General features: G+C 61.1%; 16 protein-coding genes. 7 read left to right on the top strand and 9 right to left on the bottom strand.

Annotated elements, in window-relative coordinates:
- Positions 1-103: 103 nt before the first annotated feature.
- Both TK06_RS06575 and TK06_RS06580 read right to left on the bottom strand, forming a co-directional pair.
- The gene (locus TK06_RS06575) at positions 104-301 is read right to left on the bottom strand and encodes a YbdD/YjiX family protein (RefSeq protein ID WP_003201656.1); all 198 of its coding nucleotides are present in this window, start codon (positions 299-301) and stop codon (positions 104-106) included.
- Positions 302-316: 15 nt separating this feature from the next.
- Entirely contained in the window at positions 317-2377 is a 2061-nt protein-coding gene (locus TK06_RS06580) for a carbon starvation CstA family protein (RefSeq protein WP_063321365.1), read from the bottom strand.
- 314 nt (positions 2378-2691) lie between these two features.
- Here TK06_RS06580 and TK06_RS06585 point away from each other — a divergent pair, with 314 nt between their 5' ends.
- On the top strand, positions 2692-4053 hold the full coding sequence (locus tag TK06_RS06585) for a cache domain-containing protein (protein ID WP_013693309.1): 1362 nt from the start codon (positions 2692-2694) through the stop codon (positions 4051-4053).
- Positions 4054-4084: 31 nt separating this feature from the next.
- Entirely contained in the window at positions 4085-4717 is a 633-nt protein-coding gene (locus TK06_RS06590; protein ID WP_063321366.1) for a response regulator, read from the top strand.
- Positions 4718-4827: 110 nt separating this feature from the next.
- Here TK06_RS06590 and TK06_RS06595 read toward each other — a convergent pair whose 3' ends face one another.
- Together TK06_RS06595 and TK06_RS06600 are read right to left on the bottom strand one after the other, a co-directional pair.
- On the bottom strand, positions 4828-5697 hold the full coding sequence (locus TK06_RS06595; RefSeq protein ID WP_063321367.1) for an SDR family oxidoreductase: 870 nt from the start codon (positions 5695-5697) through the stop codon (positions 4828-4830).
- 60 nt (positions 5698-5757) lie between these two features.
- Positions 5758-6987, bottom strand: a complete 1230-nt coding sequence (locus TK06_RS06600) for an arabinose transporter (protein WP_109790736.1) — start codon at positions 6985-6987, stop codon at positions 5758-5760.
- 141 nt (positions 6988-7128) lie between these two features.
- Here TK06_RS06600 and TK06_RS06605 point away from each other — a divergent pair, with 141 nt between their 5' ends.
- Together TK06_RS06605 and TK06_RS06610 are read left to right on the top strand one after the other, a co-directional pair.
- On the top strand, positions 7129-7764 hold the full coding sequence (locus TK06_RS06605) for a TetR family transcriptional regulator (protein ID WP_063325090.1): 636 nt from the start codon (positions 7129-7131) through the stop codon (positions 7762-7764).
- Between the two features lie 108 nt (positions 7765-7872).
- Complete coding sequence (locus TK06_RS06610) at positions 7873-8664, top strand: transporter substrate-binding domain-containing protein (RefSeq protein ID WP_063321368.1); 792 nt, start codon at positions 7873-7875, stop codon at positions 8662-8664.
- A 157-nt stretch (positions 8665-8821) separates the two neighbouring features.
- Here TK06_RS06610 and TK06_RS06615 read toward each other — a convergent pair whose 3' ends face one another.
- Genes TK06_RS06615 through TK06_RS06625 form a run of 3 tightly spaced genes read right to left on the bottom strand, consistent with a single transcriptional unit; the run spans position 8822 to position 11729 of the window.
- Positions 8822-9841 (bottom strand): TRAP transporter substrate-binding protein, encoded by a 1020-nt coding sequence (locus TK06_RS06615; protein WP_063321369.1) that lies wholly within the window; start codon positions 9839-9841, stop codon positions 8822-8824.
- 50 nt (positions 9842-9891) lie between these two features.
- The gene (locus tag TK06_RS06620; protein WP_063321370.1) at positions 9892-11172 is read right to left on the bottom strand and encodes a TRAP transporter large permease subunit; all 1281 of its coding nucleotides are present in this window, start codon (positions 11170-11172) and stop codon (positions 9892-9894) included.
- Complete coding sequence (locus TK06_RS06625) at positions 11169-11729, bottom strand: TRAP transporter small permease (RefSeq protein WP_063321371.1); 561 nt, start codon at positions 11727-11729, stop codon at positions 11169-11171. The genes TK06_RS06620 and TK06_RS06625 overlap by 4 nt, the downstream gene beginning before the upstream one ends.
- Positions 11730-12218: 489 nt before the next feature.
- Between TK06_RS06625 and TK06_RS06630 the strand changes: the two genes are divergently transcribed.
- Entirely contained in the window at positions 12219-12467 is a 249-nt protein-coding gene (locus tag TK06_RS06630; protein WP_063321372.1) for a hypothetical protein, read from the top strand.
- Positions 12468-12638: 171 nt separating this feature from the next.
- Here the strand turns inward: TK06_RS06630 and hpaR are convergent, their stop codons facing one another.
- Both hpaR and hpaA read right to left on the bottom strand, forming a co-directional pair.
- Positions 12639-13061, bottom strand: coding sequence for a homoprotocatechuate degradation operon regulator HpaR (gene hpaR, locus TK06_RS06635; RefSeq protein ID WP_063321373.1), 423 nt, complete (start codon positions 13059-13061; stop codon positions 12639-12641).
- Positions 13062-13123: 62 nt separating this feature from the next.
- The gene (gene hpaA, locus TK06_RS06640) at positions 13124-14029 is read right to left on the bottom strand and encodes a 4-hydroxyphenylacetate catabolism regulatory protein HpaA (RefSeq protein ID WP_063321374.1); all 906 of its coding nucleotides are present in this window, start codon (positions 14027-14029) and stop codon (positions 13124-13126) included.
- A gap of 186 nt (positions 14030-14215) precedes the next feature.
- On the opposite strand from hpaA, the gene TK06_RS06645 reads away from it, so the two are divergent.
- Both TK06_RS06645 and TK06_RS06650 read left to right on the top strand, forming a co-directional pair.
- A complete protein-coding gene (locus tag TK06_RS06645; protein ID WP_063321375.1) occupies positions 14216-14893 on the top strand; it encodes a fumarylacetoacetate hydrolase family protein in 678 nt (225 codons plus the stop codon).
- On the top strand, positions 14890-15660 hold the full coding sequence (locus TK06_RS06650) for a fumarylacetoacetate hydrolase family protein (protein WP_063321376.1): 771 nt from the start codon (positions 14890-14892) through the stop codon (positions 15658-15660). Before TK06_RS06645 ends, TK06_RS06650 begins: the two co-directional genes overlap by 4 nt.

Consider the following 15660-nt stretch of genomic DNA (forward strand, 5'->3'; position numbering starts at 1 on the left):
CGAGCTTGCTCGCGATGGCGGAGTGTCAGTCAACATGATCGTAACTGACCCACCGCCATCGCGGGCAAGCCCGCTCCCACATGGGGTTTGAGGCGACCTCAACTCAACAGCACTTGGGCCCACCCTTGCCACCGTAACGGGCCTCCTGGCGTTCGCGGAAGAACGCCTCGTAGTCCATCAACGGTTTGTCCGGGTGCTTGGTTTGCATGTGCTCGACGTAGTTGTCGTAGTCGGGCATGCCGACCATCAGGCGCGCGGCCTGACCGAGGTATTTACCGAGGCGACTCAAGTCATTGAACATCGTTGCAATCCTCTATCATGCGTCCGGCACGGCCTGGAATGGCGCTTCCTTGTCCGTGCGTTCCTTGGTGCCCCAGGCGGCGATGCCGACCTTGAGGGCGTAGAACAGGATGCTGAAGACCACGAACAGGAATAACACCGTCAGCGTTGCGTTGGTGTAGGCGTTGAACACCACGTGCTGCATCTGCTCGATGCTCTTGGCCGGGGCCAGGACCTGGCCGGCGGCCAGGGCATCGTTGTATTTGCGCGCCAGGGCCAAAAAGCCGATCGCCGGGTTGGCGTCGAACAGCTTGATCAGGCCCGCGGTGGTGGTGCAGATCAGCAACCAGCTCGCCGGCAGCAGCGTGACCCAGACGTAGCGCTGGCGCTTCATCTTGATCAGTACCACGGTGGCGAGCATCAGGGCGATACCGGCCAGCATCTGGTTGGAGATGCCGAACAGCGGCCACAAGGTGTTGATGCCGCCCAGCGGATCGATCACGCCCTGGTACAGCAGGTAACCCCACAGCGCCACGCAGCCGGCGGTGGCGATCAGGTTGGCGGTCCAGGATTCGGTACGCTTGAGGGCCGGCACGAACGAGCCGAGCAAGTCCTGCAGCATGAAGCGCCCGGCACGGGTGCCGGCGTCCACCGCAGTGAGGATGAACAGCGCTTCGAACAGGATCGCGAAGTGGTACCAGAACGCCATGGTGTTCTCACCCGGCAGCACCGAGTGCAGGATCTGCGCGATACCGACCGCCAGGGTCGGTGCACCGCCGGCACGGGCCAGCACGGTGGTCTCGCCGATGTCCTTGGCCACCGCTTGCAGGGCCTCGGGGGTGATTGCAAAACCCCAGCTGCTGACGGTTTGCGCCACGGCCACCACGTCACCGCCGACGATCGCCGCCGGGCTGTTCATGGCGAAGTACACGCCCGGCTCGATCACCGACGCCGCGACCATGGCCATGATCGCCACGAAGGACTCCATCAGCATGCCGCCGTAACCGATGTAGCGAGCGTTGGTTTCGTTATCCAGCAACTTGGGCGTGGTGCCCGAGGAGATCAGCGCATGGAAACCCGAGACCGCGCCGCAGGCGATGGTGATGAACAGGAACGGGAACAGACCGCCCTTCCACACCGGGCCCGTGCCGTCGGTGAACTGGGTCAGCGCCGGCATTTTCAGCTCGGGCATGGTGACCAGGATGCCGATCGCCAGGGCGACGATGGTGCCGATCTTGAGGAACGTCGACAGGTAGTCCCGCGGTGCCAGGATCAGCCACACCGGCAGCACCGCCGCGACAAAACCGTAGCCGATCAGCATCCAGGTGATCTGGATTCCGGTGAAGGTAAAGGCCTTGGCCCAGACCGGATCGGCAGCGATCTGCCCGCCCAGCCAGATAGAGCCCAGCAGCAACAGCACGCCAATCACCGAGATTTCACCGATGCGGCCCGGGCGGATATAGCGCATGTAAATGCCCATGAACATCGCGATCGGGATGGTCGCCATCACCGTGAAGATGCCCCACGGGCTCTCGGCCAGGGCCTTGACCACGATCAGCGCCAACACCGCGAGGATGATGATCATGATCAGGAAGCAGCCGAACAGCGCGATGGTGCCGGGGATACGGCCCATTTCTTCCCGGACCATGTCGCCCAGGGAGCGCCCGTTGCGGCGGGTGGACAGGAACAGGACCATGAAGTCCTGCACCGCACCGGCCAGCACCACGCCGGCGATCAGCCACAGCGTGCCGGGCAGGTAGCCCATCTGCGCCGCCAGCACCGGCCCGACCAGCGGCCCCGCGCCGGCAATGGCCGCGAAGTGGTGACCGAAGAGAATGTGTTTGTTGGTCGGGACGTAGTCCAGGCCATCGTTGTTGAGCACGGCGGGGGTGGCCCGGCGCGCATCGAGTTGCATCACGTTGTTGGCGATGAAGAGGCTGTAGTAGCGGTAGGCGACCAGGTAGATGGCCACGGCTGCGACGACGATCCAGAGGGCGTTGATGGGTTCGCCGCGGCGCAAGGCCACGACACTCAACGCACAGCCCCCCAGAACGGCGACGGCAAACCAGGCGAGGTGTTTAACCAGACGGGTTGTCATTGCGTGTCTCCTGCCGATATCCAGTGGATTGCGGCGATTGTTTTTATAGTGTGCCCCGGCTATTCGGAGCCGGCCCAATATCCCTGCAACGGGTCAATAAATAAATCCGTAGTACTACGTAGAACCCCAATTCCCCCTGTGGGAGCAAGGCTTGCCCGCGAGAGAGTCAATACGGTCTTTCATACACCGCGGCGCCAGCGTCGCGAGCAAGCTTTGCTCCCACATGTCTTGCGCCACAGGTTTTATGCCTCATCCATGGGTTTGGCATATGATGCCGCCATTCGCCTCCCCGCCGAGTCCGGACAGGAGTACAGATGCTGCTCAAACACAAAATCGTCGCCCTCGGGATTTTGCCGCTGGTCCTGGCCATCGCGGTCATCTGTGCCCTGGTGATCTCGCTCAATCGCCAGTTGGGCGATCAACAGGCGCAACTGATCGAAGACAGCATCCTGGCGAGCAAGCGCGCGGAGCTGAAGAATTATGTCGAGATGGCGCAGAGCCTGATCGCCCCGCTGTATGACAACGGCCGGGGAGACGAGCGCGCGCAACAGCAGGTCCTGGAAGAACTGCGCAAGCTCAGCTTCGGCATAAACGGTTATTTTTTCGTGTATGACCGCCAGGGCCGCAGCCTCATGCATGCCCGCCAGTCGGAACTGGTGGGGCAATACCTCTGGGATATGAAGGATCCCCACGGCCTGCCGGTCATCCAGGCATTGCTCAAGAGTGCCGAGTCAGGCGAAGGGTTCCAGCGCTACGCCTGGAACAAGCCCTCCTCCGGCCAGGTGACCGACAAGCTGGCCTATGTCGTGATGCTCGATCAATGGGGCTGGATGCTCGGTACCGGGATTTACCTGGAGGATGTCGAACGCGCCACCCAGCAAGCCCGCGACGAAGTTGCCCATGGCATCCACAGCACCATGCAAGCCATCGCCGCGATCGCCTTGGTGGCGGTCCTGCTGGTATTTGCCGGCGGCATGACCCTCAACGTCAGCGAACATCGCCTGGCCGATAAAAAGCTGCAGCGACTGAACCAGCGTATCGTCAGCTTGCAGGAAGAAGAACGCTCGCGGGTCTCGCGCGAGTTGCACGACGGCATCAGCCAACTGCTGGTGTCGATAAAATTCCAGTTTGAACTGGCCAGCCATGTGTTGGAAAACGGCCAGGAAAACGGCCTGGGCATCCTCAAGAATGCGACCGACCGGCTGGGCGAAGCCATCGGCGAGATCCGTAGCATCTCCCACGACTTGCGCTCGTCCCTGCTCGACACCCTGGGCCTGCCCGCCGCCATCGGCCAGCTCGCGACCGAGTTCCAGCAGCGCAGCGGGCTTGAGGTGTCCTACCGAAGCAACGAATTCGATTGCCGCCTGGAAAATGGCGCCCCTGTCTCGCTGTTCCGCATCGCCCAGGAAGCCCTGACCAATATCGAGCGCCATGCCGGGGCGAAAAGTGTCGGCATCACCCTGTTCGGCTCCAGCCAGTCCTTGCGTCTGACGGTCGTGGATGACGGGATGGGCTTCAACGTCCCGCAAGTAGAACGCGGCCACGCCGGCATCGGCCTGCGCAATATCCGGGAACGGGTCGAGCATTTCGGCGGACGCCTGGAAGTGACCTCGGCACCGGGACGAAGCGAACTGGATATCCTGCTGCCCATGAACCTCTCGGTAACGGAAAACTGATGCGCACCCCTTCCAACAAGAGCACCTGCCGATGAACCTGCCTCCAGTGATTCGTGTCGCGCTGGTCGATGATCATTCCCTGGTCCGCGACGGCATCAAGGCGCTGCTGTCCGTAATGCCCCGACTGGACGTGGTGGGCGAAGCCGAGAACGGCGCGCAAGCGATCGAAATGGTCGGTCGCAGCCAACCGGACCTGCTGCTGATGGACATCAGCCTCAAGGACATGAACGGGCTCGAGTTGACCCGGCTGCTGGGCAAGCAATACCCCAGCCTCAAGATCCTCATCCTCAGCATGTATGACAATTACGAGTACGTGAGCGAATCCGTGCGCTCCGGCGCCAGCGGCTACGTACTCAAGAACGCGCCGTCGCGGGAAATCGTCGCGGCCATCGAAGCCATCATCAGCGGCGGCACGTTCTACAGTGCTGAGATCGCCCAGCGGCTCGCCACCGACCCGCACACCGATAACGAGCTGACGCCGCGCGAGAGCCAGGTGTTGTCCAAAATGGTCCAGGGCCTGAACAACAAGGAAATGGCCCGTGAACTGGACATCAGCGTACGCACCGTCGAAACCCATCGCCTGAGCATTCGCCGCAAGCTGAACATCGACAAGCCCGCAGCCCTGGTGAAATACGCGATCGACCACGGGATCATTTCGCGCTAAGCCTTTGTGGCGAGGGAGCTTGCTCCCGCTCGGTTGCGCAGCGACCGTAAAATATCGGGGTCGCTGCGCAACCCAGCGGGAGCAAGCTCCCTCGCCACAGATCGTTCATTTCAATCGGCGTGGTAATAGCCTGGTTGGTCAAGATCATCCAACAACCCCGGGCCGCTTGGCATCCAGCCCAGCAAGGCACGGGTGTACGCGCTGGACACTGCCATGTTCGCGCCCGCCATGTGGGCGAACCAGCCGAAATGCTCGCGCTCGCGGGATTCGACCGGCAACCCCAGGCCACGACCGATCGCCTGGGCAATGTCCTTGAACGGCACGGCCTCGTCGGCGACGGCGTGGTAGACGGATTGCGTCACGCCCTGCTCCAGCGCCAGCCGATAGACCCGTGCGGCGTCCAGTCGATGCACGCCCGACCAGCAATGGACGCCGTCCCCGAGATAGGCCGAAACGCCCGTCTCCCGGGCCAGGCGAATCAGGATCGGCACGAACCCATGGTCGCCGAGGCCATGGACCGAGGGCGCCAGTCGCACCGTCGCCACACGCACCCCACGCTCGGCCAGGTCCCGGGCGGCGGCTTCGGACTTGCGGGGCGAGGCCGGGCTCACCACTTCCAGTTCACTCGCACCCCGCGTCAATCCAAACAGGCCCGACGTCACCAGCAACGGCCGGTCGGAGCCTCGCAACGCGTCGCCCAACGTTTCGATGGCGCGGCGGTCCTGCTGGGCATTTTCGGCAAATCGCGAGAAGTCATGATTGAACGCCGTGTGAATCACCGCGTCCGCCGCCGAGGCTGCGCCGTGCAAGATCTCAAGATCATCCAAAGTGCCTGAAATCACCTTCGCGCCTGTCGCAGCCAGTGTTGCGCCTTTTTCTTCGCATCGGGCCAGGCCCGTGACCCGATGCCCGGCGGCGATCAGGTCCTGTACCACGGACGCCCCAACCCAGCCCGTGGCACCGGTAACGAATACGTGCATATGCAACGCTCCTGTTCTAAAAAAACCAAGACCGAAAATCTTCTATAACCCATCGAAGACTCAGAATTTGTATTGAACTTGTGCATGCCGTCCTCTCAGCAACATCAGGGCCACCCCGAAAGACAGCCCAACGGCAATGGCGCCGCCCAGGTAAACCGCACCAATACCCCAGCCACTCGCCAACAAACCGGCCAGCGGACTGGTGATGCCCAGGGAAATATCAAGAAACGCGACGTAGGCCCCCATGGCGAGACCGCGTGCCTGCGGTGGCGCACGCCGTACCGCTTCCACGCCGAAGCCGGGAAACGCCAGGGAATAACCGAAGCCAGTGAAAGCCGCCCCCAAATAAGCCATGGTCGCGGTGTCGGCGCTCCAGATCAGCAGCAACCCAACGGTTTCGATCAATACGCAGACCAGCGCGACGCGAGCGCCGCCAATCTTGTCCGGAAGGTGCCCGAAAAGCAGGCGAGCAGCGATGAAAGCCACACCGAACGCCGTGAACGCCAAGGAAGCGTTGCCCCAATCCCTGGCCGCGAATAACAGGGCAATGAACGCCGTGACGACACCAAAGCCGACGCTGCAGAACGCCAACCCCATGCCGGGAACCCATACAGCACCGAGCATCGTGTAGAACGGTGTACGCCGGGTCGCCGTAGGGGCGACAGCGCGCACGCCCGCGACAATCGCCATGGCCAACAGAGGAATGAACATCGAGGCCATGGCAATGCCCGTGAATCCCCAGCCGCCATTCAACGCCACGCCAAGCGGAGCGCCCAGGGCATAGGCGCCGTACATGGCGATGCCATTCCAGGCCATGACCTTGCCGGCATGCTGCGCCCCCACCAGGCCGATGCCCCACCCCAGCGCACCGGTGACAATGAGGCTTTCGCCAATTGCCAGCAGCACCCGACCGCCAGACAAAAGCCAGACCGACGTGACTGGCGCAGCAACGAACGCCAGGGAAAGCAGATAGACCAGCCCTGAAACCGCGGCTGTCACCAGCCCGGTCATGACGGCGCGTTTCCCACCGCGCATGTCAGCAAAGTTGCCGGCCCAGGCCCGTGACAACAGCGCAGCGGCGAACTGCGCCCCGACCACCAGGCCAATCACCAGCGTGCCCATGCCCAGCGCGTCGTGCAGATGGAGGGGCAAGACAGGCAACTGCATGCCGATCGTGAGGAAGCCGATGAATACGGTCAGAGTGAGCGGCGACAGCTTGAGTGCCGGATTGGCCTCGACGGCTGCCTTAGGCGCCGAAGAAGCGCCGAGATGAATATTGTCTTGTGTCATAACCCTACCCACGGAAAGGATGCGATATGACGTTGAACGCTGCCGGTGGAGCCGACTAGAATGCGATCAATTCGTCGCATTCAAGATACGAACAATCCGTCGCATTTCCTATTCGCATTCCCTGCCGAGGTTCATGCCCACATGTCCGAACGCTCAAGCCCGCAGATTTCCTCGCGTAAACAGCCGCAACAGGCACGCTCCACCGAGCTTGTCGCCGCGGTTCTGGAAGCGGCTGTTCAGGTTCTGGCGACCCAGGGCGCGGCACGTTTCACGGTGGCCCGGGTTGCCGAGCGAGCTGGCGTGAGCGTCGGCTCGGTGTACCAGTACTTCCCGAACAAAGCGGCGATCCTGTTCCGCCTGCAAAGTGATGAATGGCGACAAACCAGCGATATGCTGCGCGAGATCCTTGAAGACAACCTCAAGCCGCCCTTCGAGCGCCTGCGTACCCTGGTGCAGGCGTTCATCCAGTCCGAATGTGACGAAGCCCAGATACGCGTCGCCCTCAACGACGCCGCCCCGCTCTACCGCGACGCGCCCGAGCACCAGGCCGCGCGGATGTCGGTGCAGCAGTCGGTGGATGCTTTCATGCTGCAAGCATTGCCAGACGCCCCGGCACAAACCCGCAACCTGGCAGGTGACCTGGTCATCAGCACGCTCAGTGCCGTGGGTAAGCGCTTCTCATCAGCGCCCCGCTCTCCTGCGGACGTTGCCATCTACAGCGATGCCATGGCCGATATGTTCTGCGCCTACCTTGCAAGCTTGCAGCGCCCCCTTTGAGACCGCTGCCTGCTGACGGTTCGTCAGCCATGCTCCAGTGACAGCCTGCCAACACTTTTACTACACTCCCTGATCTTGTTTCCCTCCGCTACGAGACGTCCCCTCACGATGAAAACCATAACAAGCTCGATGACGTTCTGTGGCCTGTTGGCGCTCTCTTGCGGCGCCTTGGCCGAACCGACACCTTCGCTACTGGACCAGGTCCTGCAACGCGGCGAACTGAAGGTGTGCACCACCGGCGACTACAAGCCCTATACCTTTAAAACCGCAACCGGCGAATACGAAGGCATCGACATCGACATGGCGCGCTCGCTGGCCGCCAGCCTGGGCGTCAAGGTGCAATGGGTACAGACCACCTGGAAAACCCTGATGCCGGATATGGTTGCCGGTCAATGCGACATCGGCATGGGTGGGATTTCGGTGACGCTGGAGCGCCAGAAGAAAGCCTATTTCAGTGACACCCTGGACGTGGATGGCAAGATCCCGCTGGTGCGTTGCGAAGACAAGGAGCGTTACCAGACCCTCGAGCAGATGAACCAGCCTTCGGTGCGCCTTGTCGAACCGGCCGGCGGCACCAACGAAGCCTTCGTCCGGGCGTTCCTGCCCAACGGCCAGTTGAACTTCCACGACAACGTGACCATCTTCCAGCAACTGCTGGACAAGAAGGCCGACGTGATGATTACCGACGCGTCAGAAGCGCTCTACCAGCAAAAACTCAAGCCCGGCCTGTGCGCGGTCAACCCGACCCGCTACCTGCAATATGGCGAGAAGGCCTACCTGCTGCCTCGGGATGACAACACCTGGAAGATGTACGTCGATCAGTGGCTGCACTTGAGCAAGGCCAATGGCAGCTACCAGAAAGTGATTGGGCAGTGGTTGGCCGTTCCTGCCGCCCAATGACCGTTCGCTGAGAAAACAAAAAAACCTGTGGGAGCGAGCTCGCTCGCGATGGCGTCAGGTCAGCCGCATTGATGTCGACTGACACACTGCAATCGCGAGCAAGCTCGCTCCCACAGGGGACCTGTGACGGGGTCTGCTCCGGACAGGCCCATTCGCCTCACTGTGCCGCGCGCACCTTGGCGATTTCCTCATACATCGTCTTCACCAGGTCGGCATCCAAGGATTTGGCGAACTTGTCGACTACCGGTTTCACCCGCTCACGAAAGCGATCTTTCTCCGCCGGGGTGACTTCGTTCACGGTCATGGCGCCGGCCAACGTCACCTTGGCCTTGTCCATGCTCGCCGCCGTGACTTCACGCTGGAACTTCTGTGCCTCAGTGGCAGCCGAGCGAATCATCGCCTTCTCATCGTCGTTGAGGCGGTTCCAGGTTTTCTGGCTGATGATCAACGACTGCGGGTTGAAGATGTGGCCCGTGACGGAGAGATACTTCTGCACCTCGTAGAACTTGTTGCCCTCAATCACGGTGAACGGGTTTTCCTGACCGTCGATGGTGTGCTGCTCAAGGCCCGTGTAGACCTCGGGGAACGCCATCGGCACCGGGTTGGCACCCAGGGCGGAGAAGGTCTCCAGGTAGATCGGCGACTGGATGACGCGAATCTTCAAGCCCTGCATGTCTTCAAGCTTGGTCACCGGGTGCTTACTGTTGGTCAGGTTACGAAAACCCAGGTCCCAATAACCCAGCGCGACCAGCCCTTTGCTGTCCAGTTGCACGGCCAGTTTCTGTCCGACCGGCCCATCGATGACCGCATGGGCTTCCTCGACGTTGTTGAACAGGAACGGGAAATCGAGCATGGCATAATCCGGTGCCTGGGCGGCCAGGATGCCGGAGTTGAGCACGGTGATGTCCAGCGTGCCGCCCTGCAACGCCGACACCGTTTGCACATCACCGCCCAGCGTACCGCCTGGGAACAGGCGGACCTTGATCTTGCCACCACTCTTCTCGCTGAGCAGGTCGGCGAACTTCTGCGCGCCCTGGCCTTGCGGATGCTCCTTGACGTTCTGGAAGGCGAATCGCAAGGTGCGTTCGCGGATTTCATCTGCGTGACTGACCACGCTACCCAGCAGCAGTCCCGTTGCGCAAGCCCCGGCCAACAGGGTTTTCATCAGTTGTCCCATGTCACTCTCCGATCATTATTGTTTTAAGGTCGAGCTAGCCAGCACCGGTGTTATCCGGTGAAGAATTTCAACGGTCCCAGGACCAATTGCGGAAACAGGACCAACAAGAACAGCACCACAAACTGCGCAAACATGAACGGCCACACCCCACGCACGATTTCCTCGAAGTCCAGCTTCGCCACCCCGCAGACCACGTTGAGCACCGTGCCCACGGGAGGCGTGATCAGGCCGATGGCTGTGTTGATCAGGAACAGCACGCCGAAGTACACCGGGTCGATCCCCGCCTGGATGACCGCCGGCATCAGCACCGGGGTGAGGATGAGGATGGTCGGGGTCATGTCCATCACCGTTCCCACCAGGATGATCAGCGTCATCATCACCAGCAACAGAAGGGTCTGGTTGTCCATGAAGGGCGCCAGCATTTCCGCCAACTGGCCCGGCAGATCGGCGATGGTCACCAGCCACGATGAAACCATGGCCGCCGCCACCAGCAGCATCACCACCGAGGTGGTCTTGGCCGAGGACAGAATCACTTCGTACAACTGGCTGACTTTCATTTCCCGGTAGATCACCAAGGACACGAACAGCGAATAGACTGCCGCGACCACGGCGGCTTCCGTGGGGGTAAAGATGCCGAACTTGAGGCCCAGGATGATGATCAAGGGCAGGCCCATCGCCCAACTGCCGTCGAGCAACGTGCGCAGCACTTCGGCACGGGAACGCTTGGGCGGCGTCTCGACGTTCTCGCTGCGGGAGATGTACCACCAGGCAACAGCCAGCGAAGCCCCCAGCATCAGGCCCGGCACAATACCGGCCAGGAACAGCTTGGAAATCGACACCCCGGACGCCACACCAAAGACGATGAAACCAATGCTCGGCGGAATGACCGGTGCGATGATGCTACCGGCGGCGATCAGCCCGGCCGAGCGCCCTCGGTTGTGCCCGGCCAGCACCATCATCGGCACCAACAAAGCCGCCAGCGCCGCCGCATCGGCCACGGCCGAACCGGAGAGCGAAGCCAACAGGCAGGAAGCGATGATCGCCACGTAACCCAGGCCTCCGCGCTTATGCCCCACCAGCGCCATGGCGATATTGACAATGCGTTTGGACAGGCCGCCGACGTTCATGATTTCGCCGGCCAACATGAAGAACGGCACGGCCATCAGCGGAAAGCTGTCCGCGCCGTTGAGCAGGTTCTGGGCGATGATTTGCGCGTCGAACAGATCCAGGTAGAACATCAACGCCACACTGACCACCAGCAAGGCAAACGCGATGGGCATGCCCAGTGCCATGCTGCCCACCAGAGACCCGAGGAAAATAACCAGCGTCATGGGCGGGTACTCTTTGTAGGGTTATGGGTAATGGGGTCATGGGTGAGCACCTCGGCATCGTTGTCCTTGACCATCACCAACTCGTCATCCCCAAGCTTGCCGAACAGCGCCAGGTAGAGTTCGTAAAGCAGGATCGCTGCGGCACTGGCGCCAAACACCAGGCCGGCACCATAAAACAGCGCCATGGACAATCCTGACGCCGGAGCAACGACATTCAGGTTGATCGCAGCCTGTTGCCAACTGCCACTGAAAATCAGCCAGCAGATGTACAACATCAAAAGATGACTGATGACCAGGCAGATACGCTTGCCTGTCGGCGGCAAGCGCTTGACCAGGCTGTCCATGCCCAGGTGAGCACGGTCCTTGAGCGCCACCAGGGCACCGAGAAAAATCATCCAGACGAAGAACCAGCGCGACAGCTCCTCCGACACACTGATGCCCGAGTTGAAGGCATAGCGCAGCACCACATTGCCGAACACCAGCAAGATCATCGCGACCATGCATAGCACGATCAGCAGCTTGAGCAGCTTGAAATACAGATTCACCACTTTTGTCATCTTGAAGGCCTCAGAGGCTTGTCGAGCGCCCACACTCTACTGGCGCGATAAAACCGCAACAGCATGGGGTCGCTATAGGATCGAACCTGGGAGACTGGAAGATGCGCTGCAAAGACAGATCAAGGAGAAAGCTTGCGGTGCTCGGGTAGGCATGGGTGTTCCTCTATTTTTATTATGGTCTTTGCCTCGTCGGGCGAGACAGCTGTCGCTAAAATGTACCACCCGGTTAGTTTGGTCAATATCCCAGGCTGGCGCACACTGCAAAGCGTGCGATTATCGACCAGACAATTGGCGTTTTTCATCGCATTGAGCTGCCACACCAACAAGATTTGTATCGGTTTGTATAGGAAACGCGGCCTGATACGAAATGATGGATTTCGTCCCTTCTTGGCACACATCGTCGATACATCTGCGCGTTTAACTGTGATCACCGGACAGCAACACGTTCGTTGCCACCGGCCCACTCAATCAAGCGCAAGGAGAATCACCATGTTCAACTTCTCGAAACTTTCGTCTCTTGCAATCGCCCTGACACTGGTTGGCGGCGTCGGCCTGTCGAACGTTGCCTCGGCAAAGAGCGCCCCGGCCCAGGCTGCGCATCAACTGGCTGAAGGCGGGTCTGATCGTTTGATCCAGAATCATGTGGCCGAGGGCGGCTCCGATCGCTTGATCGAGAATCGCGTGGCTGAAGGCGGGGCTGATCGGTTGCAGGAGTTGCGTGAACGTAGCGCGGTGTGAAGCGATTTTGTGGCGAGGGAGCTTGCTCCCGTTGGGCTGCGTAGCAGCCCCCTGCCCCCTCCCACTCGTTTAGTCACCGGTCGGCTGGTTTTGCGACTGCTTCGCAGTCGAACGGGAGCAAGCTCCCTCGCCACAGAAGCGGATGGCGACTCATGGCTTGTGGCTCAAACCTCAGGGTTTGATGTTCTTCAGCTCATTGAGCAATCCGAGCAACTGCTCCATCTTTTCCTCGCCAAACTGCTCTTCGATCCGTCGATAGTTGCCTTCCATGCCCTCGCTCATGGACACGAAGCACTGCTGGCCGCGCTCGGTCAGCCCGACAAAGACCCGCCGCTGATCCTGGCTGGACTTCTGCCGCCGCACCAGACCGTCACGCTCCAGGCGACTGAGTACACCGGTCATGCTCGGTTTGAGGATGCACGCCTGGTGGGCGAGCTGATGGCTTTCCAGCTCCCCTTGCTGATGCAGGATGCGGATCACCCGCCATTGTTGTTCCGTGAGGTCATGCTGGTTCAGCGCAGGTCGAAAAAAAGCCATCGCCGCTTCGCGGGCTTGCAACAGCGTCAGGGTCAATGAGGGTCTGGGGTTGGCCATGTTCGAACTGTGTGGATGGGCGAGTCGGCAGCTTAGTGTCGCTATCACAGGGCTGCAAGCGCTCAGCGCAACCCTGATTGCCGCTGGCGATACTCCCCCGGCGTGAGTTGGGCGTAACGCTGGAAAAACCGACTGAAATACGCCGGGTCCTTGAACCCGAGCTGGTAGCAGATTTCATTGGCCGAGCTGCCGGTGAACAGCAACAGGCGCTTGGCCTCCTGCATCAGCCGCTCCATGATCAGGCGCTTGGAAGGCAGGTCGGCGATGCGTCGGCACACGTCATTGAGGCGCGCCTCGGTCACGCCGATGCCTTCGGCGTAGCGCGATAACGGCCAATGCTGCAGGTAGTGGGCCTCGATCAACTCGTTGAAGCGGTGAAAGATCTTCAGATCTTCATGCCGGGCCGGCCTGGCCTCCAGGGAGTTGGAACATAACCGCAGCAGGCTGATCATGATCAGCCGCGTCAACGCGTCCAGTGTTGCGCTGCGCCCCGGGCGCCCGGCCGTCACCTCCTCACTCAACTCCTCGAACAGGTACTCCAACCGCCGCACCTCCCCCGCCTGCCCAGGCCCCAGTTGCGCCAGCGCTACGCAGGCCGCCGGCATTTGCACGCCCGCCGGCGCCAGGCCTGGGTCGGCGTCGATCAACTGCCACACCAATTGCTGGCGCACCGTCAGCACATGCCCGTCACTGTCGGCCTCGGTCACGAAGGAATGGGGAATGGTCGGTGGCGTGAGGAAGAACATCGGCCCGGATTCGACGTACTGCTGGTCATCGAGATATACGCGCACGGTGCCGCTCTTGACGTAGTGCACCTGGAAGAACCGGTCGTGACGATGAACCGGCATGTTGCGACCAAAAAAATCCGCCAGGTTGGCGAGTCGGTCGTAATGCACTTCGGCATCGCTGTAGCGCTGGTCGTACACCTGACCAATGTTGATGTTGGGGATCGGCTGACGGTCAGTCATCACGCAGTACTCATTTTCTTATTCTGGTCCAGATACCTGCCGCATTCATCCTGCACCGAATCCGGCAAGGCAACCAGTGCCCGCTCATTCTGTCACGCTTGACGATAGTTAACATCTTAATTATAACTGTTAACACATTAACAATAACCGCAGAGCCCTCACCCTCTGCATCGCCAGGAGACAAGCATGAGCCGTGCCCTGCATGACGTCGCGACCGGCACCCTGTTCGGGGTCGCGCTGAACTACCAGGGGCTGCTGAAACAGCGCCTCGCCGAGTTCGAGCAACCGCCCTACCAAAAACCGCCGCTCAAGCCCGTGCTGTTCATCAAGACCCCCAACACCCGCAACCGGCACGGTGCCGAGGTGGTTCACCCCGGTCGCAGCGAAACACTGCAACCAGGGCCGGCGCTTGGCGTGGTCATGGGCAAGTCAGCCAGTCGCGTCAGCGCCGCCGAAGCCCTGGACTACGTGGCCGGCTACACCCTCATCAATGAATTCAGCCTCCCGGAAGACAGCTATTACCGCCCCGTCGTCAAGGCCAAGTGCCGGGACGGCTTCTGCGCCATGGGCCCGGAGCTGGTGCCCACCACTCAGGTGTCCGACCCTCACAGCCTGGCGATCACGCTGTACGTCAACGGCGAGGTTCGCCAGCAGAACAGCACCGCCAACTTCGTTCGCAACATTCCCCAACTAATCGCCGAGATCAGCGAGTTCATGACCTTGCATGCTGGCGACGTGCTGATCACCGGCACGCCTGAAGGCCGGGTCGACGTACTGCCCGGTGACCGCGTCGAAGTAGACATCAGCGGCCTGGGGCGTCTGGTCAATATCATCGTGGCCGAGGAAACAGGAGCAGGTTCATGAAACACGCGCGCATTCGTTTTGAAGGCCAGGATCAAGCCGTCACCGTTGAAGCTCACAACGCGGTACGCCTGGCGGACGGCCGGCTGCTGGCCGAGGACCAGGTCCAGTGGCTGCCACCGGCCACCGGCAGCATGTTCGCCCTGGGCCTGAATTATGCCGATCACGCCGCCGAGCTGGCGTTCAAGCCGCCGACCGAGCCCCTGGCATTCATCAAGTCCCCCGGCACCTACACCGGCCACAACCAGGCGACCTGGCGTCCCGACAACGTCGCCTACATGCACTACGAGTGCGAGCTCGTGGCGGTCATCGGCAAAGCGGCGCGCAACGTCAAGCGCGAGGATGCGTTGGAATACCTGGCCGGCTACACCGTGTGCAACGACTACGCGATCCGCGATTACCTGGAAAACTACTACCGCCCCAACCTGCGGGTGAAGAACCGTGACGCGACAACGCCCGTCGGCCCATGGATTGTCGACGTGGCCGATGTGCCGGACCCGAGCAACCTGAAGCTGCGCACCTGGATCAACGGCCAGTTGCGCCAGGAAGGCAGCACGAAGGACATGATTTTCGATATCCCGTACCTGATCGAATACCTGTCCAGCTTCATGACCTTGCAGCCCGGCGACATGATCGCCACTGGCACGCCGGAAGGCCTGGCGGACGTGGTGCCCGGTGATGAAGTGGTGGTGGAAGTGGAAGGCGTCGGTCGCCTGGTCAATCGAATTGTCAGCGAAGCCGAGTTCTTCGCATCCCGTAAAGAGGCTTGA

This window comes from Pseudomonas fluorescens (assembly GCF_001623525.1).
Taxonomy (GTDB): domain Bacteria; phylum Pseudomonadota; class Gammaproteobacteria; order Pseudomonadales; family Pseudomonadaceae; genus Aquipseudomonas; species Aquipseudomonas fluorescens_Q.

Coding starts and splice junctions, on each gene's coding strand:
- TK06_RS06575 (WP_003201656.1), bottom strand. CDS start 301: ATGTTCAATGACTTGAGTCGCCTCGGTAAATACCTCGGTCAGGCCGCG.
- TK06_RS06580 (WP_063321365.1), bottom strand. CDS start 2,377: ATGACAACCCGTCTGGTTAAACACCTCGCCTGGTTTGCCGTCGCCGTT.
- TK06_RS06585 (WP_013693309.1), top strand. CDS start 2,692: ATGCTGCTCAAACACAAAATCGTCGCCCTCGGGATTTTGCCGCTGGTC.
- TK06_RS06590 (WP_063321366.1), top strand. CDS start 4,085: ATGAACCTGCCTCCAGTGATTCGTGTCGCGCTGGTCGATGATCATTCC.
- TK06_RS06595 (WP_063321367.1), bottom strand. CDS start 5,697: ATGCACGTATTCGTTACCGGTGCCACGGGCTGGGTTGGGGCGTCCGTG.
- TK06_RS06600 (WP_109790736.1), bottom strand. CDS start 6,987: ATGACACAAGACAATATTCATCTCGGCGCTTCTTCGGCGCCTAAGGCA.
- TK06_RS06605 (WP_063325090.1), top strand. CDS start 7,129: ATGTCCGAACGCTCAAGCCCGCAGATTTCCTCGCGTAAACAGCCGCAA.
- TK06_RS06610 (WP_063321368.1), top strand. CDS start 7,873: ATGAAAACCATAACAAGCTCGATGACGTTCTGTGGCCTGTTGGCGCTC.
- TK06_RS06615 (WP_063321369.1), bottom strand. CDS start 9,841: ATGGGACAACTGATGAAAACCCTGTTGGCCGGGGCTTGCGCAACGGGA.
- TK06_RS06620 (WP_063321370.1), bottom strand. CDS start 11,172: ATGACGCTGGTTATTTTCCTCGGGTCTCTGGTGGGCAGCATGGCACTG.
- TK06_RS06625 (WP_063321371.1), bottom strand. CDS start 11,729: ATGACAAAAGTGGTGAATCTGTATTTCAAGCTGCTCAAGCTGCTGATC.
- TK06_RS06630 (WP_063321372.1), top strand. CDS start 12,219: ATGTTCAACTTCTCGAAACTTTCGTCTCTTGCAATCGCCCTGACACTG.
- hpaR (WP_063321373.1), bottom strand. CDS start 13,061: ATGGCCAACCCCAGACCCTCATTGACCCTGACGCTGTTGCAAGCCCGC.
- hpaA (WP_063321374.1), bottom strand. CDS start 14,029: ATGACTGACCGTCAGCCGATCCCCAACATCAACATTGGTCAGGTGTAC.
- TK06_RS06645 (WP_063321375.1), top strand. CDS start 14,216: ATGAGCCGTGCCCTGCATGACGTCGCGACCGGCACCCTGTTCGGGGTC.
- TK06_RS06650 (WP_063321376.1), top strand. CDS start 14,890: ATGAAACACGCGCGCATTCGTTTTGAAGGCCAGGATCAAGCCGTCACC.